Origin of the sequence: Arenimonas sp. (genome assembly GCF_041913985.1) — a bacterium.
Taxonomy (GTDB): domain Bacteria; phylum Pseudomonadota; class Gammaproteobacteria; order Xanthomonadales; family Xanthomonadaceae; genus Arenimonas.
Genome location: NZ_JAYSEG010000013.1, coordinates 1 through 16,483, shown reverse-complemented (window position 1 = coordinate 16,483; position 16,483 = coordinate 1). Strand labels below are relative to the sequence as shown.

At 69.5% G+C, this 16,483-nt stretch carries 18 protein-coding genes; 12 read left to right on the top strand and 6 right to left on the bottom strand.

Annotation, left to right across the window (positions count from 1 at the left end; all coding sequences use genetic code 11):
* The first annotated feature begins 109 nt into the window (after nucleotides 1-109).
* Complete coding sequence (locus ACE3Q2_RS06220; RefSeq protein ID WP_052385560.1) at nucleotides 110-439, top strand: cytochrome c; 330 nt, start codon at nucleotides 110-112, stop codon at nucleotides 437-439.
* An 11-nt stretch (nucleotides 440-450) separates the two neighbouring features.
* Nucleotides 451-804, top strand: a complete 354-nt coding sequence (locus ACE3Q2_RS06215; RefSeq protein ID WP_231693916.1) for a cytochrome c — start codon at nucleotides 451-453, stop codon at nucleotides 802-804.
* A 58-nt stretch (nucleotides 805-862) separates the two neighbouring features.
* Here the strand turns inward: ACE3Q2_RS06215 and ACE3Q2_RS06210 are convergent, their stop codons facing one another.
* A complete protein-coding gene (locus ACE3Q2_RS06210) occupies nucleotides 863-2,356 on the bottom strand; it encodes a hypothetical protein (RefSeq protein ID WP_374473415.1) in 1,494 nt (497 codons plus the stop codon).
* An 88-nt stretch (nucleotides 2,357-2,444) separates the two neighbouring features.
* The gene (locus ACE3Q2_RS06205) at nucleotides 2,445-3,032 is read right to left on the bottom strand and encodes an NfuA family Fe-S biogenesis protein (protein ID WP_231693918.1); all 588 of its coding nucleotides are present in this window, start codon (nucleotides 3,030-3,032) and stop codon (nucleotides 2,445-2,447) included.
* A gap of 57 nt (nucleotides 3,033-3,089) precedes the next feature.
* Here ACE3Q2_RS06205 and ACE3Q2_RS06200 point away from each other — a divergent pair, with 57 nt between their 5' ends.
* The gene (locus tag ACE3Q2_RS06200) at nucleotides 3,090-3,428 is read left to right on the top strand and encodes a 4a-hydroxytetrahydrobiopterin dehydratase (protein ID WP_231693919.1); all 339 of its coding nucleotides are present in this window, start codon (nucleotides 3,090-3,092) and stop codon (nucleotides 3,426-3,428) included.
* Between the two features lie 357 nt (nucleotides 3,429-3,785).
* Here the strand turns inward: ACE3Q2_RS06200 and ACE3Q2_RS06195 are convergent, their stop codons facing one another.
* Nucleotides 3,786-4,745, bottom strand: a complete 960-nt coding sequence (locus ACE3Q2_RS06195; RefSeq protein WP_231693920.1) for an RluA family pseudouridine synthase — start codon at nucleotides 4,743-4,745, stop codon at nucleotides 3,786-3,788.
* Between the two features lie 366 nt (nucleotides 4,746-5,111).
* Between ACE3Q2_RS06195 and ACE3Q2_RS06190 the strand changes: the two genes are divergently transcribed.
* Nucleotides 5,112-8,144: a ribonuclease E/G gene (locus ACE3Q2_RS06190; protein WP_374473414.1), complete on the top strand. Its 3,033-nt coding sequence runs from the start codon at nucleotides 5,112-5,114 to the stop codon at nucleotides 8,142-8,144.
* 44 nt (nucleotides 8,145-8,188) lie between these two features.
* On the opposite strand, the gene ACE3Q2_RS06185 is transcribed toward ACE3Q2_RS06190, so the two are convergent.
* The gene (locus ACE3Q2_RS06185) at nucleotides 8,189-8,839 is read right to left on the bottom strand and encodes a response regulator (RefSeq protein ID WP_374473413.1); all 651 of its coding nucleotides are present in this window, start codon (nucleotides 8,837-8,839) and stop codon (nucleotides 8,189-8,191) included.
* A 192-nt stretch (nucleotides 8,840-9,031) separates the two neighbouring features.
* Here ACE3Q2_RS06185 and ACE3Q2_RS06180 point away from each other — a divergent pair, with 192 nt between their 5' ends.
* Nucleotides 9,032-10,069, top strand: a complete 1,038-nt coding sequence (locus ACE3Q2_RS06180; RefSeq protein WP_374473412.1) for a CPBP family intramembrane glutamic endopeptidase — start codon at nucleotides 9,032-9,034, stop codon at nucleotides 10,067-10,069.
* A 9-nt stretch (nucleotides 10,070-10,078) separates the two neighbouring features.
* On the opposite strand, the gene ACE3Q2_RS06175 is transcribed toward ACE3Q2_RS06180, so the two are convergent.
* Together ACE3Q2_RS06175 and ACE3Q2_RS06170 are read right to left on the bottom strand one after the other, a co-directional pair.
* Nucleotides 10,079-10,813, bottom strand: coding sequence for a sulfite exporter TauE/SafE family protein (locus ACE3Q2_RS06175; RefSeq protein WP_231693924.1), 735 nt, complete (start codon nucleotides 10,811-10,813; stop codon nucleotides 10,079-10,081).
* A 5-nt stretch (nucleotides 10,814-10,818) separates the two neighbouring features.
* Nucleotides 10,819-11,868 (bottom strand): phytanoyl-CoA dioxygenase family protein, encoded by a 1,050-nt coding sequence (locus ACE3Q2_RS06170; protein ID WP_374473411.1) that lies wholly within the window; start codon nucleotides 11,866-11,868, stop codon nucleotides 10,819-10,821.
* Nucleotides 11,869-12,096: 228 nt separating this feature from the next.
* On the opposite strand from ACE3Q2_RS06170, the gene ACE3Q2_RS06165 reads away from it, so the two are divergent.
* The 7 genes from ACE3Q2_RS06165 to ACE3Q2_RS06135 all read left to right on the top strand — a co-directional run.
* A complete protein-coding gene (locus tag ACE3Q2_RS06165; RefSeq protein WP_374473410.1) occupies nucleotides 12,097-13,329 on the top strand; it encodes a tyrosine-type recombinase/integrase in 1,233 nt (410 codons plus the stop codon).
* A gap of 67 nt (nucleotides 13,330-13,396) precedes the next feature.
* Entirely contained in the window at nucleotides 13,397-13,597 is a 201-nt protein-coding gene (locus tag ACE3Q2_RS06160; RefSeq protein ID WP_374473409.1) for a hypothetical protein, read from the top strand.
* 2 nt (nucleotides 13,598-13,599) lie between these two features.
* Complete coding sequence (locus ACE3Q2_RS06155; RefSeq protein WP_374473408.1) at nucleotides 13,600-13,863, top strand: hypothetical protein; 264 nt, start codon at nucleotides 13,600-13,602, stop codon at nucleotides 13,861-13,863.
* A 126-nt stretch (nucleotides 13,864-13,989) separates the two neighbouring features.
* On the top strand, nucleotides 13,990-14,733 hold the full coding sequence (locus ACE3Q2_RS06150) for a hypothetical protein (protein WP_374473407.1): 744 nt from the start codon (nucleotides 13,990-13,992) through the stop codon (nucleotides 14,731-14,733).
* A 326-nt stretch (nucleotides 14,734-15,059) separates the two neighbouring features.
* Complete coding sequence (locus ACE3Q2_RS06145) at nucleotides 15,060-15,338, top strand: hypothetical protein (RefSeq protein ID WP_374473406.1); 279 nt, start codon at nucleotides 15,060-15,062, stop codon at nucleotides 15,336-15,338.
* Nucleotides 15,335-15,571, top strand: a complete 237-nt coding sequence (locus ACE3Q2_RS06140; protein ID WP_374473405.1) for a hypothetical protein — start codon at nucleotides 15,335-15,337, stop codon at nucleotides 15,569-15,571. The genes ACE3Q2_RS06145 and ACE3Q2_RS06140 overlap by 4 nt, the downstream gene beginning before the upstream one ends.
* A gap of 26 nt (nucleotides 15,572-15,597) precedes the next feature.
* A partial coding sequence (locus ACE3Q2_RS06135; protein WP_374473404.1) for a helicase RepA family protein occupies nucleotides 15,598-16,483 on the top strand: 886 nt, incomplete at its 3' end.

Below are 16,483 nucleotides of genomic sequence, written 5' to 3'. Positions count from 1 at the left end.
ACGGTGGCGGCAGCTCTCTCCCCGTCCGCCCCCTCGTCTCGGGTCGGATGCTCCGGCTATACTTTCGGTTTAACGCCGCCCGCCCGACCCCTTCGAGCCGGAAAACATAATGATCAAGCGAATCCTGTTGCCCGCCGCCAGCCTGGCGCTCGCCCTCGCCGCCCTTCCCGCCGCCGCCAAGGGCGACCCGGAGAACGGCAAGGCGCTCTTCTATACCTGCACCGGCTGCCACGGCATCGTCGACTACAAGAACGCCTACCCGACCTACCGCGTGCCCAAGATCGGCGGCCAGAACGAGGGCTACCTCATCGCCGCGCTCACCGCCTACAAGAAGGGCGAGCGCAAGCACCCGACCATGCGGGCCCAGGCCGAGTCCTTCTCCGACCAGGAGATCGCCGACATCGCCGCCTACCTGTCCAGCCTGAAGACGGCCAAGTGAGGCCCGGGACCATGACCATGATCCGCACCATCGCCGCCCTCTCCCTGCTCGCCCTGGCCACCCCGGCCCTGGCCGCCGCCCCCAAGGGCAACGTCGCCGCCGGCCAGGAGAAGTCCAAGACCTGCGCCGCCTGCCACGGCCCGACCGGCAACGAGTCGCTCGACCCCACCTACCCGAAGCTGGCCGGCCAGTACCCGGAATACCTCGCCAAGGCCCTGCGCGACTACAAGTCGGGCGAGCGCCAGAACGCGGTGATGGCCGGTTTCGCCGGCGCGCTGAGCGAAGAGGACATCGACGACCTGTCGGCCTACTTCGCCGCCCAGGAAGGCGACATCCACGACCTGAGCAAGGTCGACGAGCGCTGATCCCGGCGCCGCTCCCCGGTTGAAGAAGAAGGCCCCGCGATGCGGGGCCTTCTTCGTTTCATGGTTTCGCCGGCGGCATGTCGCTGGGCTTGGCCAGCGGCTTGCGGCAGTGGAATTCGTAAAGCGCGCGCGTCTGCCGCCAGCTGTCCTGGCTGGTGGCGGAGACGATGCGGTCCCACCAGGCCTGGCACTGGCGGTCTTCCTCGGGGCTGAGCGTGGCCGGGTCGTCGCCGGCGTTCACAACCACGCCGTCGTTGTTGTTGACGATGCCGCAGCCGCCGCCGGCGGCCAGCACCACCACCTGGCAGCGCAGCTTCGAGCCAGGGCTGCCCGGGATGGGAATGTCGATCGACAGCGTCGAGCGCTCCACCGCCTCCTCGAGCAGCGCCGTCAGCACGTCCTGCTCGGGACGCCAGTTCTTGTCGAAGCGCGTGGGCTCGTAGTCGAGCACGCGGCGGCGCTGCATGAACTTGCCGGCTTCCTCGATACCCGGCTGGCGGAAGCCGAAGTTGCGGTCGTCGCCGGCCGACTGCGCCAGGTCTTCCGACACCTGTTCGGGCAGGTCGATCGAACCGTCGGGGTTGTAGAGGCTCAGGCCCGCCAGGCCGCCGCCGGTGGGCGCGACCTCGACCGCCAGCAGGGCGCCCGAGCCCGGCGACACTTCCGCGGCCTGGCGCGCGGCCGTCGTTTCCGCCGCGGACGGCGGGGGCGGCGGGCCCTCGGTGAGCGCCTCGTCGATCTCGATCGGTTCGAGCGTGACCGGGTCGATGACGATCTTGGTTTTCTTCGGCTTCTCGCGGTCCGGGCGCGGCAGGTCCACCGCCACGCTGGGCGCGGCACGCGCCACCGTCGGCGCCTCGAGCACCGGGGTGAGCGCCACGTCGGCGACGCGCTGCGGTTCGAGCGCCGTGCGCGGCGTCGGCGCCAGCTCGGGCGCGGCGGCGGGCACCGGCGGCGCCACGCGGTCGAGCACCGGCGCCGGCAGCGGCGCTTCCATCGCCACCTCGGGCAGCGGCAGGGGCACCGGCACGGGCGACGGCGTCGGTTCCGGGTCGGGCACCGGCACCGGCACGTCGATGGCCTCGACCACGGGCGCGGGCGCCGGCGGCAGCTCGACCACGGGCTCCTCGACCGGGGTTTCGACCGCTTCGGGCTGCGGTTGTGGCTCCGGCTCCGGTTCGGGCTCAGGCTCAGGCTGCGGCGCTGGTTCCGGTTCCGGCTCAGGCTCAGGCTGAGGTTCGGGCTCGGGCTGCGGCACCGGCACCGGCACCGGCACCGGCACCGGTTCCGGTTCGGGCGGCGGCGGCTCCGGCTCGGGTTCCGGCTCGGGGAACAACAGCACCAGCGTCGTCTGCTCCGGCGGCGGCGGCCGGGTGACGAAGCTGCTCTGCTCGAACACCCAGAACACCAGCAGATGCCCGCCGGTGATGATCAGCAGCAGCGCGATGCGCAGGTGCAGCGGCAGCGGGTCGTGCGCCGGGATCGGACGCCAGCGGTGGCCGGCGTCGATCAGTGCCTGGGCGGGATCGTGGGGTTCGATGGCGTCGCTCACGGGCACTGCGCGGGGAGAGGTGGCGCAGAGCCTACCCGGAGGGGGCGGCAAAAAACGGTTAAGGCGAATCCGGCCCCGCCGGCCGCGTTCAGCCGCGGGCTATGTAGGGCGCGCTGCCGGTGCTGTGGTCGGTGGCGTCGCGCACCGCGGTCACTTCCGGGATGCGACCCATCATCGTCTTCTCGATGCCCTGCTTGAGCGTCACGTCGGCCATGCCGCAGCCGTGGCAGCCGCCGCCGAAGCGCAGGTAGACCACGCCGTCGGCGTCGATCGAATCGAGCTCGACGCGGCCCTTGTGCGAAGCCAGCTGCGGGTTTATCTCGGAATCGATCAGCCAGCGCACGCGTTCCACCAGGCCGGCTCCCTCGGCGGGCGCCTCGCCCTTGATGCGCGGCGCGCGGATGCTGAGCTGGCCGCCGGTGGCGTTAGCGGTGAAGTCGATCTCGGCGCCTTCGAGCCACGGCGCGCTGGGCGCATCCACGTAGAGCGTGAAGCCCTGGCAGTCGATCGCCCATTCGTCGCCGAGCAGGTCGCCGTGGTCGCAGAATTCCAGGCGCGCATCGGCGCGCGGCGTGCCGGGGCTCACGGCGGAAAGGCGGATGCCGACGGCGTCGCCGCCCTGCGACTGCAGCAGGCGCAGGAAATACGCCTGCGCGCCTTCGGAGAGATTGATCATGACGCGCATTCTAACCCCGGGCCCTATACTTCGCCCCCACCTCGCCGGAACGCTGTCATGACCCCGATCAGTGAACTCGCCGCCCGCCGCTGCCAGCCGCTCAAGGGCCCGCAGCACAAGCTCGACGCCGCCACCGTGGCCACCCGCCTGGCCGCCCTGCCCGGCTGGGCCCTGGTGGAAGACGGCGCCGCCATCGCGAAGACCTTCCGCTTCCCCGACTACTACCGGACGATGGCCTTCGTGAACGCGCTGGCCTTCATCGCCCACGCCGAAGACCACCACCCCGACCTGGGCGTGCACTACGACCGCGCCGTGGTGCGCTATTCCACCCACGACGTGGGCGGCCTGAGCGAAAACGACTTCACCTGCGCCGCCAAGGCCGAGCTCCTCCTGTAGGAGCGCCTTCAGGCGCGACGCTTTTCAGGCCGGCGTCCGGTATGCCGGGATCGTTCCCGGCGGTGGGCCGCCACGCGCACTTGCGCACGACGTCCCGCGGCGTATCAGGGCCGGAGCGATTTCCGGTGTGGGGCGTGGAGCGTAGGCACGGTCGATCTGCCGGCCGATGACCCTCGCCGGGTCGTCGCATGAGAAGTCCCCAGGCCGGACCGTCGGAGACATGGATGTCGACGACGAGCCCCCATGGATGGGTTCACGGCGTGTCCGGACTGGGGACTTCTCGTGCGGCGGCCCGCTGCCGAGAACGATCCCGGTAACCATAAGCCGGTCGGGCCTGAAGGCCCTCCTGCAAGGGGGTCAGCCCAGGCGGTCGAGCACGGCCTTGAGTTCGTCCGAGAGCGGCGCGTTGATCAGGTAGGGCGTCTTGCCCTGGTCGAGCGCGAACTCAATGGACGCCGCGTGCAGGAACAGGCGCTTCAGGCCCACCTGCTGCGCCAGGCGCTTGTTGATTTCCTCGTCGCCGTACTTGTCGTCGCCGGCCACCGGGTGGCCCAGGTGCGCGGCGTGCACGCGGATCTGGTGCGTGCGGCCGGTTTCGATGCGCACCTCGCAGAAGCTGTGGCCGCCGCGGCGCTCGAGCACCTTGAAGTGGCTGACCGAGGGCTTGCCCGAGGGGTCGACCCGCACCGAACGCTCGCCGCCCTGGAGCACCGACTTCTGCAGCGGCGCGTCCACCGTGAGCGTGCCGTTGGGCACCCGGCCCACCAGCAGCGCCAGGTACATCTTGCCCGGGCCCTCGTCGTCCTCGCCGCCGCGCATCAGCGCCTGCAGCTCGAGCAGGGCCGAACGCTTCTTGGCGATGATGATCACCCCCGAGGTGTCGCGGTCGAGCCGGTGCACCAGTTCCAGCGGCTCGCCAGGGCGCAGCGCGCGCAGGGACTCGATCAGGCCGTGGCTGATGCCGCTGCCGCCGTGGGTGGCCAGGCCGCTGGGCTTGTTCACGGCCAGGATGGCCTTGTCCTCGAACAGGATGCTGGCCGCCAGGCGGTCGAGCAGGCCCTTCGGCGGCGGCCGCTGTTCGCCCGGCTCGTTCAGCTTCACCGGCGGGATGCGCACCTCGTCGCCCCCGGACAGGCGGCTGTCGGCCTTGGCCCGCTTGCCGTTGATGCGCACCTGGCCGCTGCGCACCAGCTTGTAGACCAGGCTGCGGGGCGCGCCCTTGAGCTGCAGGAGCAGGAAGTTGTCCAGCCGCTGGCCGTCCCGGTCCTCCGGGACCCGGACCAGTCTCACGCCAGTCGAGACATCGTTTGCCGCCATGGGGGTTGCCCCTATACAATCACTGCGCGAGATAACGTCCTGATTTCGCAGGGGGTCACCGGCCGAAAGCCGACCCCTGCGAATCCCGAGGAACCGCTACCACACCCCACGGGGGTGACCATGTTAGCCGGTGCCGAAGGCGGACGGATATTGCCGCCGGCCCCTGGGCCTGCGAACACCGGGCGCCGCCAGGCGGGGTCCGGGCCCCTAGACCGAACAAACACAACAAGCGCTCCCGCGGGTACGCCCAAGGTTTCGTAGCGCTGGAAGTTCCTGCCAGGCCCGGGTGCGCCATGCGCCCCGGGCCAGAAACATCGGGCGCGGACCCCGGCGTTCCTCGCGGTACGAGCGCGTGAGGAATCCACCATGAAACGTATGCTGATCAATGCCACGCAGGCCGAAGAACTGCGCGTGGCGATCGTCGATGGCCAGAACCTTTACGACATCGACATCGAGCAGCCCTCGAAGGAACAGAAGAAGTCCAACATCTACAAGGGCCGCATCGTCCGGCTCGAGCCGTCCCTCGAGGCGGCGTTCGTGGAATACGGCGGCGAGCGCCACGGCTTCCTGCCGCTGAAGGAAATCTCCCGCGACTACTTCGTCCCCGGCGTCGACCCGAACAAGGCCGGCCTGAAGGAATTCCTGCGCGAAGGCCAGGAAGTGGTGGTCCAGGTGGACAAGGAGGAACGCGGCAACAAGGGCGCCGCCCTGACCACGTTCATCTCCCTGGCCGGCCGCTACATGGTGCTGATGCCGAACTCGCCCACCGCCGGCGGCGTCTCGCGCCGGGTCGAGGGCGACGACCGGGCCGCCCTCAAGGAGGCCATGGACGCGCTGACCATCCCCGACGAGATGGGCGTGATCATCCGCACGGCCGGCGTCGGCCGGGCCGCCGACGAGCTGCAGTGGGACCTCGACTACCTGCTCCAGGTCTGGAAGTCGATCACCGACGCCGCCCTGTCCAAGCCCGCCCCCTTCCTGATCTACCAGGAATCGCGCCTGATCATCCGCGCCCTGCGTGACTACCTGCGCGCCGACGTCGGCGAGATCCTGGTCGACACCCGGGAGATGTACGACGAAGCGCGCGACTTCATGCAGTCGGTGATGCCGCAGAACCTGCGCAAGCTCAAGTTCTACGAAGACCCGACGCCGCTGTTCAACCGCTACCAGATCGAATCCCAGATCGAGGGCGCCTACGAGCGCCAGGTGCGCCTGCCCTCCGGCGGCTCGATCGTGGTGGACCAGACCGAGGCGCTGACCGCCATCGACGTGAACTCCTCGCGCGCCACCAAGGGCAGCGACATCGAGGAGACCGCGTTCAACACCAACCTCGAGGCCGCCGACGAAGTGGCCCGCCAGATGCGCCTGCGCGACCTGGGCGGCCTGGTGGTGATCGACTTCATCGACATGACCTCCGGCAAGCACCAGCGCCAGGTGGAGGAGCGCCTGCAGCAGGCCCTGAAGCAGGACCGCGCCCGCGTGCAGATCGGCCGCATCTCGCGCTTCGGCCTGCTCGAGATGAGCCGCCAGCGCCTGCGCCCGAGCCTGGGCGAATCGAGCCAGATCGTCTGTCCGCGCTGCGAGGGCCATGGCCGCATGCGCAGCGTCGAGTCGCTGTCGCTGTCGATCCTGCGCCTGGTCGAAGAGCACGCGATGAAGGAGAACACCGGGCAGGTGCTGGTGCAGGCCCCGCCGGAAATCGCCAACTACCTGCTCAACGAAAAGCGCCGCGCCCTGATCGAGATCGAGCAGCGCCACGACGCGCCGGTGGTCATCGTCGCCGACGACCAGCTTGAGACCCCGCACTTCAACATCAGCCGCCTGCGCGAGAACGAGCTGGGCGAGGAAGCCGGCAAGCCGAGCTACCACCGCACCACCCCGCGCAAGCTGGCCGTGCACTCGCTCACCAAGGCGCACATCAACGTGCCCGACCTGCCGGCCGTCACCGCCGTGCGCCCGCCGAACCCGGCGCCGGTGCGCGAGGAAGCGCCGGCCCCCGAGCCGACGCCGGCCCCGGTGTTCGTGCACGCCCCGGCGCCCAAGCGCGGTTTCCTGGCGCGCCTGATGGCCGTGTTCACCGGCGACGAGGCCCCGGCCAGCGCCGCCCCGGCGCAGGCCCCGCGCGGCGAGCGTGGCGAGCGCAACGACCGCGGTGAGCGCGGCGAGCGTGGTGGTCGCCGCGACCGCAACGAGCGCGGTGGTCGTCGCGAACGCATCGAGCGCGACCGCGGCGGCAAGCCGTCGCAGCCGGGCCAGGGTGGCCAGGCCGCGCAGCCGCAGCAGGGCAAGCAGCCGCGTCCGCCCAAGCCCGAGCGCACCGAGGAACAGAAGCGCCAGGACGAGCAGAAGCGTCTCGAGGCGCAGCAGCGCCGCGAAGAGAACCAGAAGAAGGAAGCCGAGCGCCGCGAACAGCAGCGCCTCGAGAACCAGAAGCGCGAGCAGGAGCGCCGCGAAGCCCGCGCTGCCCGCCAGGCAGCGCAGGGTGGCGTCGAAGGCGCGGCCGCGGCCGTGGCCGTGGAGGGCGTCGAAGGCCTGGTGTCGCCGGCCGCGTCGTCTTCCGATGAGGGTGTGGTGGCCGAGGGCCTCGAGAACCCGGTCACCGCCGGCGGTGATGCCGCCGCAGCCGAGGGTACCGGGCGCCGCCGTCGCGGCCGTCGCGGTGGCCGTCGCCGCCGTCGCACCGAAGGTGCCGCGGGTGAAGCCGGCCAGGCCGGCAACGAGGGCCAGGGTGGCGACGCTGAGGGTGATTTCGACGACGAGGACATGGGCCAGGACGAGGCCGCGCCGCGTTCCTCGGCCGCCGTGCCGACCGTGACCGCCAGCGAGTCCGATTTCGACGACCTGGAGCCGACCCCGGCCCCGGTGGCCGCGGCGCCGAAGCCGGAAGCGCCGCGTGCGCCCGCGCCCAGCCCCTCGCCCTCGGTGGTGCCGGTGGCGGTGATGGCCGCCGTGGCGGCTACGCCGGGCGTCGAGGAAGTCGAAGCGGAGCCGGAGGCGGACATCACCCCGCGCGCCGAACCGGTGACCGTGGCTGAAACCGTGGTGGCGCCGGCCGTGGTCGAAGCACCGGTGGCGGAGCCCGTCGCGGTGGCCGAGCCGGTCGTTCGCGCCGAGGCGCCGGTCGTGGCGGCCCCTGCCCCGGTGGCGCCGCCCGTAGTGGCGGCCCCGACGCCGGCGCCCAGCGCGCCGGTGCAGCAGAGCCTGATCCCGGCCGAACCGGAGCCGCCGGTGCAGGCCGCGCCGGTGAACCCGTTCATCCGCACCCAGCCGGCCGTGTTCGACGCCCCGCCATCGGAAGCCGAGGTGCGCGCCGCGCAGGCCGCCGAGCCGACGCCGGCCGCCCCGGACTGGACGCTGGCCGAGCCCGGCCAGCCGCCGCAGCCCGGCAAGCAGGGCTGAACCGAAGGAAAGGCGCCGCAAGGCGCCTTTCTTTTTGCCTGCGCTCAGGCGCCCAGCGCGGACGCCGGGTCGGAGATGCCGTGCTGCCCGGCCAGGCGCGCCAGCGAAATGGCGTCGCGGATGCCCAGCTTCTCGAACAGGCGGTACTTGTGCGTGGCCACCGTCTTGCCGCTCAGGCTCAGGCGCCGGCCGATCTCCTCCATGCGCAGGCCCTGGCACAGCAGCCGCGCCACCTGCATCTCGCGCGGCGACAGCGCGTCGAAGGGCGAGCCCTTGCCGCCGAAACCTTCCAGCGCCATGCGCTGCGCCACCTGCGTGGCCAGGTAGCGGCGGCCGCGGAACACGTCGCGCACCGCGCGCACCAGTTCCTGCGGATCGCAGCCCTTGCCGAGGTAGGCGAAGGCGCCGGCTTCGATCAGCCGCCGCGGCATCGGCCCGTCTTCCTGGATGGAAACGATGATGACCTTGGTGTCGGGCTCGGAGCGCACCAGTCGTTCGGTGACATCGAGGCCGCTGATGCCGGGCAGGTGCAGGTCGCACAGCACCACGTCGGGGCGCAGCTTGCGGATGAGCGGCAGGCCTTCCTCGCCGGTGGCGGCTTCGCCGATGATTTCGACCTCGCCGCTCTTCTCGAGGATGAGCCGGTAGCCGGTGCGCACGAGCGCGTGGTCGTCCAGGATGAAAACTCTGATCACGTGCGGTCCCTCCCCAGGGTTCCGCCCTAACCTAGGCGAAGGAAACAACGGCATCAATGGCAAGTTGCCCTGCGTGCATTAGGTGATTTCCTACAGCGCGGCAGCATGGCAAACGCCGTTATCCCGGCAGGACAAAACACGGCGGTTCCGCGCCGGACGCGGTGGCGCGCACCGACAATTCCCTACGCCGCGATGCGACGCCCGCCGACGGCCGGTGGGCCACGCCTGCCACCAGACTCCTCGCCAACACACCCGGGAACGCCCGCCATCCGCCTGCACGTACGCCTCGGCCTGATCGCCCTTTCGCTGCTGCTGCCGCTCGTGCTCGCGGTGGTGGTGCTGGCGTGTTTCCACGTGCTCACCGCGCGCGGCGACCACGACCGCGCGTTGCTGTGGGTCCAGGGCACGCCGGCGCAGCTGCAGGCACTGCGTGAACGCGTGCTGCAGCACGAGGTCTTCGTCCACGGTGAGACCCTCGTTGGCGGCCATGCCCGCCACCGCCCGGAAGCCTGCGCGCGCGACAGCACCGCCATCAGCTTCTCGCGCCTGCGCGACTTCGAGCTGGCCGCGGCGCACGACACGCTCGACACGCTCGCCCGCGAGGCCGGCACGCAGGTTTGCCGCGGCCACGCCTTCGTCTTCAACGACCTGCCCAACCCGCTCGATGCCGGGCAATGGGCCGACTCGCTGGTGTCGCTGCTGCTCGTGCTGCTCATCCCCACCGGCAGCGTGCTGGTCCTGTACTGGGCGGCCAGCCAGCAGCACGGCCTGCCCTCGCCCTGGCACAGCCCGGCGCCGGCGGGTCGCGCCTGGGCCGCGGGGCTCGCGGGCGCGGCCATGGCTTTCCTGGCGGTGCAGGCGGTGGCCTTCGCCACGCGCACCTTCGCGCCCTGGCTGGGGCCCGAGGTCACCGGCTGGCAGCCAGCCACGCTGTCGCCGGCGGTGTTCCTGCTGGCCGGGCTCTATGCGCCCTTCCTCACCGAGCTCGCCTTCCGCGGCTGGCTGCTTCCCATCGCCTCGCGCGCCGCCGGCACCTTGCCCGCCGCGCTGCTGTCCGCGCTGGCAGGCGCTGCCCTGCCCTGGCCCGACGGGCCTGGCGATGTGCTGGCCAGCCTGGCCTTCGGCGGCGTGATGGCGGCGGTGTTCCTGCGCACGCGCTCGGTGCCCGCCTGCGTACTCGCGCACGGCGGCTGCGCGGTGCTGTCCCTGCTGGCCGGGACGGGCGCCTGAGCGCACGGCTCAGGTGAACAGCAGCTTCCCGCCGGCGATCACCAGCACCACCGCCAACACGCGTTTGATTGCCCCCTGCGGCAGGCGGTGGCTGCCCAGGTGCGCGCCGATGAAACCACCCACGATCACCGCGCCCACCAGCGGCAGGATGAAACCGGGCAGGTGCTGGGTGGCACTGACGTTGCCGGCCAGTCCCGCCATCGAGTTGACCAGGATGAAAGGCGCCGACACACCGGCCGCCGTGCCCGAGCGTGCCCAGCCCTTGAGGATCAGCAGCGGCGTGAGGAAGATGCCGCCGCCCGTGCCGGTCAGGCCCGAGAGCAGCCCGATGCCCGCGCCGGCGCCCAGCGACACCGGCACCGACGGCGGCGTGGGCTCCGCTTCGGCCAGGGGCCGGCGCACCAGCTGCACGGCCGAGAACAGCAGCACCAGGCCGATCAGCACCTTGAACACGTGCGCCGGCAGGTTCAGGTAGCCGCCGACGAAGGCCATGGGCACCGCCAGCACCGCGAACGGCCAGAACAACGCCCAGGAAAACCGGCCCGCGCGCCAGAACTGCCAGGTGCCCAGGCAGGCGACCAGGATGTTGAGCGTGAGCGCGGTGGGCCGGATTTCCGCCGGCGCCATGCCGGACAGCGTCATCACCGCGATGTAGCCCGACGCCCCCGCATGCCCCACCGAGGCGTAGAGCAGCGCCACCAGCATCACGGCCGCCGCCAGCAGCCACACGGCTTCCGTCGCCATCGGGCTCAGTTCCAGTTGAACGGGCCCACGATGCCGTCGGTCTGGTCGGCGCCATCACGCAGGTAATGGATGACCATGGAGCGGCGCGTGAGCGACGGGTCGCGCACGGCGCTGCCGCCGTGCACCAGCATGCCGTGCCACAGCAGCACGTCGCCCTTGCGGGCCAGGAAGTGTTTCGTGCCGTGCTCGGCGGCCAGCGCGTTCGTGTAGGCGTAGTAACCGGCGTACTCGTCCAGCGGGCAGGTGCGCAGCGTGTCCTGCGGGTGGTTGGCGAACTTGCCGTAGGCCGGCGCGCGGTGCGAGCCGGGCGAAAACACCAGGGGGCCGCTGTCGGCGGAAATGTCCTCGCAGGCCACCCAGGCGCCGATCAGGTAATTGCCCGGGAAGACGTGGAAGACCGTCATGTCCTGGTGCAGTTCCTGCTGGCTGCCGAGGTAGAAATTGATGGTCGAGCGCGGGTAGGCGGGGCAGCCGAAGATCAGCGACGCCGCTTCGGCCAGGCGCGCATTCTGGTAGATCCGGCGGGCGGGTTCGCAGCGGGTCCACAGCTCGTGGATGCGCCAGGGGCTCAGCCTCGCGCGGGCCTGCCGTTCCGCCGGCGACAGCCGCACCAGGTCGGCGTGCGGCACCGCCGCGCCACCGGCGGCCTCGTCGAGCGTGAAGCCGAGGAAAGTGATGCCGGGGTTCGGCACGTCGGTCTGCAGCAGGTCGTCGACGTAGGCGTTGACGCCGTCGACGTCGGCGTGGTCCACCGCGCCTTCCAGCACCACATAGCCGTCCACGATCCACTTGCGCAGCAGCTCCGCCTGTTCCTGGCTGAGCTCCCCGCGGTCGAGGCGGGACTGCACGACCTCCAGCGCGTCCGGGCGGTCGAACCAGGCCTCGTGGCCGCCGAGGGCCGTCCAGTCGATCGCGGCGCCATCGCCGCGCTTTGCGGTAGCGGCCTTGGCGGCGGCGATGCGGGCCTTCGCCCGCGCGAATTCGTCCTCCGCGCCCTGCCCCGGCGCGGGTTCGCGGTTGCGGAGAAGACCCAGCGCGCGTGAAAAGAAACCCATGCAGCCCCCCTAGGCCGTGGTTGGAATTCCGGCGCCACGACGCGCACCGGGATGTGGCGGAAGAGGTGTCACCCGCAGGGCTGCAATCTGCCGTAACGCCCCGCAACGCAAAAACCCCTCCAACCGCCTATTTTTAGGGCTTTTGGCCCCACCTGTTGTAACTGCGAGTATCTAGGCGTATCGTCCAACCATGCCCCGGTTTGTTGGGTACAAGGTTGGGACCGAGGAATGCCGAAGCTCGCCAAGGAACTCAGTGCCGTCCAGGTCCAGCGCCTCACGCGCCCGGGCCTGCACGCCGTTGGTGGCGTGGCCGGCCTGCTACTGCAGGTGACGGCAACCGGTGCACGATCTTGGATCCTTCGTGTCGTGGTCGGCAAGCGCCGGCGCGATCTGGGCCTTGGCGGCTTCCCCACCGTGAGCCTTGCCCAGGCGCGTGAGCGCGCCAGAGAGGCGCGTTCGCTGATCTGGAAGGGCCTGGACCCCGTCGCCGAGAAACAGGCTCAGCGACGCGCGCTGGAGCAGGTGCAGGCAATCCCCACCTTCGATGAATGTGCCCGCAGATGCTTGGCCAGTAAGCGAGCTGGATTCCGCAATGCAAAGCACGCAGCCCAGTGGGAAAACACCCTTCGGACCTACGCGAGCCCGTACATGGGCCAGCTTCCTGTGAACGAGGTGGAGGAGCGCCACATCGTCAATGCACTTACCCCTATCTGGGAGGAGAAGAACGAGACAGCGGTCCGCGTTCGGGGTCGGATCGAAACCGTAATTGGATGGGCCACCGTCGCTGGCTTCCGGACTGGCGACAATCCTGCTCGCTGGCGAAAGCACCTCTCAGAGCTGTTCTCGGCCAAGAAGAAGGTTCAGCACCACGCCGCCCTGCCCTACGCCGCCCTGCCCGGCTTCCTGAAGTCGCTGCGCCAGCAAGCCGGCATGGCCGCGCGCGCGCTGGAGTTCGCCATCCTGACGGCCGCCCGCTCCGGCGAAGTCCGCGGCGCCACCTGGGACGAGTTCGACCTCGAGGCCGGCGTCTGGATCGTCCCCGGTGAGCGAATGAAGGCCGGCAAGGAACACTGGGTGCCGCTGTCCGCGGCTGCCCTCACCGTGCTCCGCTCGCTGCCCAGGACGTCGGATCGCGTGTTCCCCTCGCCCACCGGGCGGGCCCTGTCCGATATGGCGCTGAGCGCCGTCCTGAAGCGGATGGAGGTCGAGGTCACCGTGCACGGCATGCGCAGCACGTTCCGCGACTGGGCCGGCGAGACCACGGCCTTTGACCGCGAGACCATCGAGCATGCCCTGGCGCACCGCCTCAAGGACAAGGCCGAGGCCGCATACGCGCGTGGCTCGCACTTCGACAAGCGCCGCAAGCTGATGGAGGCCTGGGCGACCTACTGCACCACCGAACCCGCGGCAGACGGCGCCAAGGTGACGCCGATCCGCAAGAAATCCGGCACCCGCCGGTGAAAGCGGCCGACCCGGGAGATCTGACCTCCCGGGCGGCCTTCCACAACCGTTCTACTGGAGAACGATCATGGCGAACGCAAGTGTAAACCTGACCCCCCGCGACCTGGAAAAGATCGAAGTGCTGCTGCAGAAGATCCGCGGTGTGACCACGGTGATGTCCACCTCCGACTCCCCACCGGATTACGAGGACATCAAGTGGGTCGCCTTCGACCTGTCCGAGAAGTGCACGGACGCGCTGGAAATCCTCACTGGCCAGGCGAAGGACTGATCATGGCGAAGGAAAGCGTACTCAGAATCAAAGAATCGGCCGACCCGACCTGGCAGCCCAGCCACTCCAGCGAGACTGTGCTCGACCGGGCGCAGCGGAAGCTGCGCCAAGCCGAAGCCCTGGCCCACTGCCTGATAGGTGACCTCGAGGATCCGTTCGAGAACTGCAATGACGTATTGCGCCAGGACGTCCGGCAGCTGCTGGCCGATACCATCACGGAGGCCCGAGAGGCCTACAACCAGGCCCACGCTCGGGGGCTGGCATGAGCGCCATCATCCCCTTCCCGACCCGCATCCGCCGGCCGCTTCCGGCCCGCGGCGACATGGTGCGCAAGGTGCTGCAGCGGGCTCAGACCCGCCGTGACGCACGGGGCCCTGGTGGCGCTGGCTGACATGCCCACGAAGATGACCAGGAGCGAGGGCGCTGCAGACGCGGCGCCCGATTCCGACCCGATAGCGCGGCTCAAAAAGTCAGCTGTCTACCCAGCGATTTGCGGCGAGCTTGAGAAAAGCCCGCGCTGGAACCCGCACTTCCATGCCTGGCAGCTGCCTCAGGCAATTCGGAAAGCGCTGGAGGGACCGAAGCCGTATGAGCTTCTAACTCGCGCAAACAAAGACAAGCTGGCAACAGACATTCAGAAGACGTGCCGGCACCTGAAGGCTCTACTGGAATCACTCCACGGCACAAAGGAAGTGATGCGAGATTGGCCATTCGAGTTCCAAGCTCTTATCGACGACTTCGGATTGCGCGCGGCCGACGAATACCGCGAGAGAATTGAGCCGGATTCCGACTTGGGACAGGAACTAGCAGAAGATGATGGGGCCCCATTCCATGCGGTTCGCGGAGCCATTTACACAACCCTGATGGACGGAACCACTGAGTATCTAGAGTGTCTTGAACAGGGAGCCGAATTCTGGAAGAGCGCCGACGATCAGATCATCGAGCGGCCAGGCCACAGGCATGCACTCAGGCAGTACTTCCTTCGGAAGCTGATCGCCTTCTTTCGGAGCAGCCTCGGGAAACCAATGCACGGACCAACGCTGGCCATTGCCAGTGTCTACTTCGATTGTGAGGGCGTCACGCCGGCCGACCTCTCGAAGCTGTCGCCGCCCAAGAGGCGACCCACGCGGCGATAGATTTGGGGCTAACTCCCCAAAATCCGACGTTTAGCCCCATTTGCCCGGTCAACCGGGAGCTGTTCAATCGCCCTGCACTCAATGCAATGCAGGGAAAATATGAGCAGCAAAGCCAATGACAAATTCGCCCAGGAGCCTCCGCGCTACCTAACCGACCGCGATCTTGCGGCACGGTATCAGGTCAGTCGGAACACTATTTGGGGCTGGTCCCGGTGCGGCAACCTCCCAAAGCCCGTAAAGCTTGGCCATGCGTGCACGCGATGGCTTCGCTCCGAAGTCGAAGCAATGGAGCGGCAGAAGCGGGCCACCAGCCAGGCGGGTGGCGCATGAGCCAGGCCATCCTCAAGAGGGGTCTGTCCCGCATTGCCGCCAACCTCAGTCGGCTGAGCGATGAGCAGATCGCGCGGAACGCCGCGAACCCGGAACTCCGCCCATCGATGGTCGAGACCGTAACCGCCATCGACGCGGTACTTCGGCTTTGTCCCAGCCACGGCTCGGACGAACCGGCCGCAGCACTGAGCAACAAGGTCGTCGCCTCGTTTACCGAGCTTCGGGATCGCCTCAAGCGTGCCCTCGATGCCACGGCCGGGGAGCGTCGCGTATGAGCCCCGCCGAGATCGCCGCGCGGGCGAACACGCAACCCAACTCCCTCATGCTCCTGGCCGCGCTGCCGGACGTGGCCGACCACCTGCAGGCCCAACTCATCGAGCTCTACCGGAGCCCGACGCCGGAGCGGTGCGAGCGCATGGCCACCGAGCTGGAGGGCATCCGCCGCCACGTCCTGAACATCCGGGCGGCGCTGCAGCGTGAAGCCGTCGGAGGTGCGGCTACCGCGTGACGCAGGCCCCGGCCACACCCAGGCTGGTGAACTTCGCCCAGGCCGGCAAGCTCCAGCTCAAGCCGACCGAATGGCTACTCAAGGGCTGGCTGGTGCGCGACACGCTCGCCGCGCTGGTGGCGCCCTCAGGGGCCGGTAAGAGCTTCCTCGCCGTGGACTGGGCCTGTTGTATCGCCACCGGCAAGCCATGGGGCGGCCGGGACGTTGACCAAGGCGCCGTCTTCTACCTCGCGGGCGAGGGCCGGAACGGGCTCAGGAAGCGCGTCGCGGCCTGGGAAGCGCACCACAAGGAACCGCTGGGCAATGCGCCGCTCATGCTGGCCGATAGCCTTCCGCCGCTGGCCGATCTGCTGAACACGGGCGCCGTGATCGAGGCGATTCGCGACACCGCCGAGGCGCTGTTCTACCAGAGCGGCAGCGACCCCAAGCTGGTGGTGATCGACACGCTGGCGCGCGCCATGGCCGGTGCCGACGAGAACAGCAGCAAGGACATGGGCGCCCTCATCGGCGGCATGGACTGGATCAGGCAGGAATGGGGCTGCACGGTCCTGATCCTGCACCACACCGGCCACGCCACCTCCGACCGCGCGCGCGGGTCGAGCGCCTTCTATGCGGCCTTGGACAGCGAATTCATGCTGGCCCCGGGCGACACCTCGCTCACCCTGCGGGCGACGAAGTGCAAGGACTGGAAACCGCCGCTTCCGTTGGCGCTGCAGTGGGCCGAGGTCGAGATCGAGGTGCCCAACGACGACCCCGACGGTCCGCGGCTGGTCCCTGAGACGAGCCGAGCGCTTGCCGATCCTGCCGGCGCCAAGGTCGAAAGGAGCCGACTCGAGACGGTCCTCTATTACGCCGAAGAGCTCGGCATGACCGAGCGGCAGATCGCCCTCGAGACCCGCATCCCGAAGACGA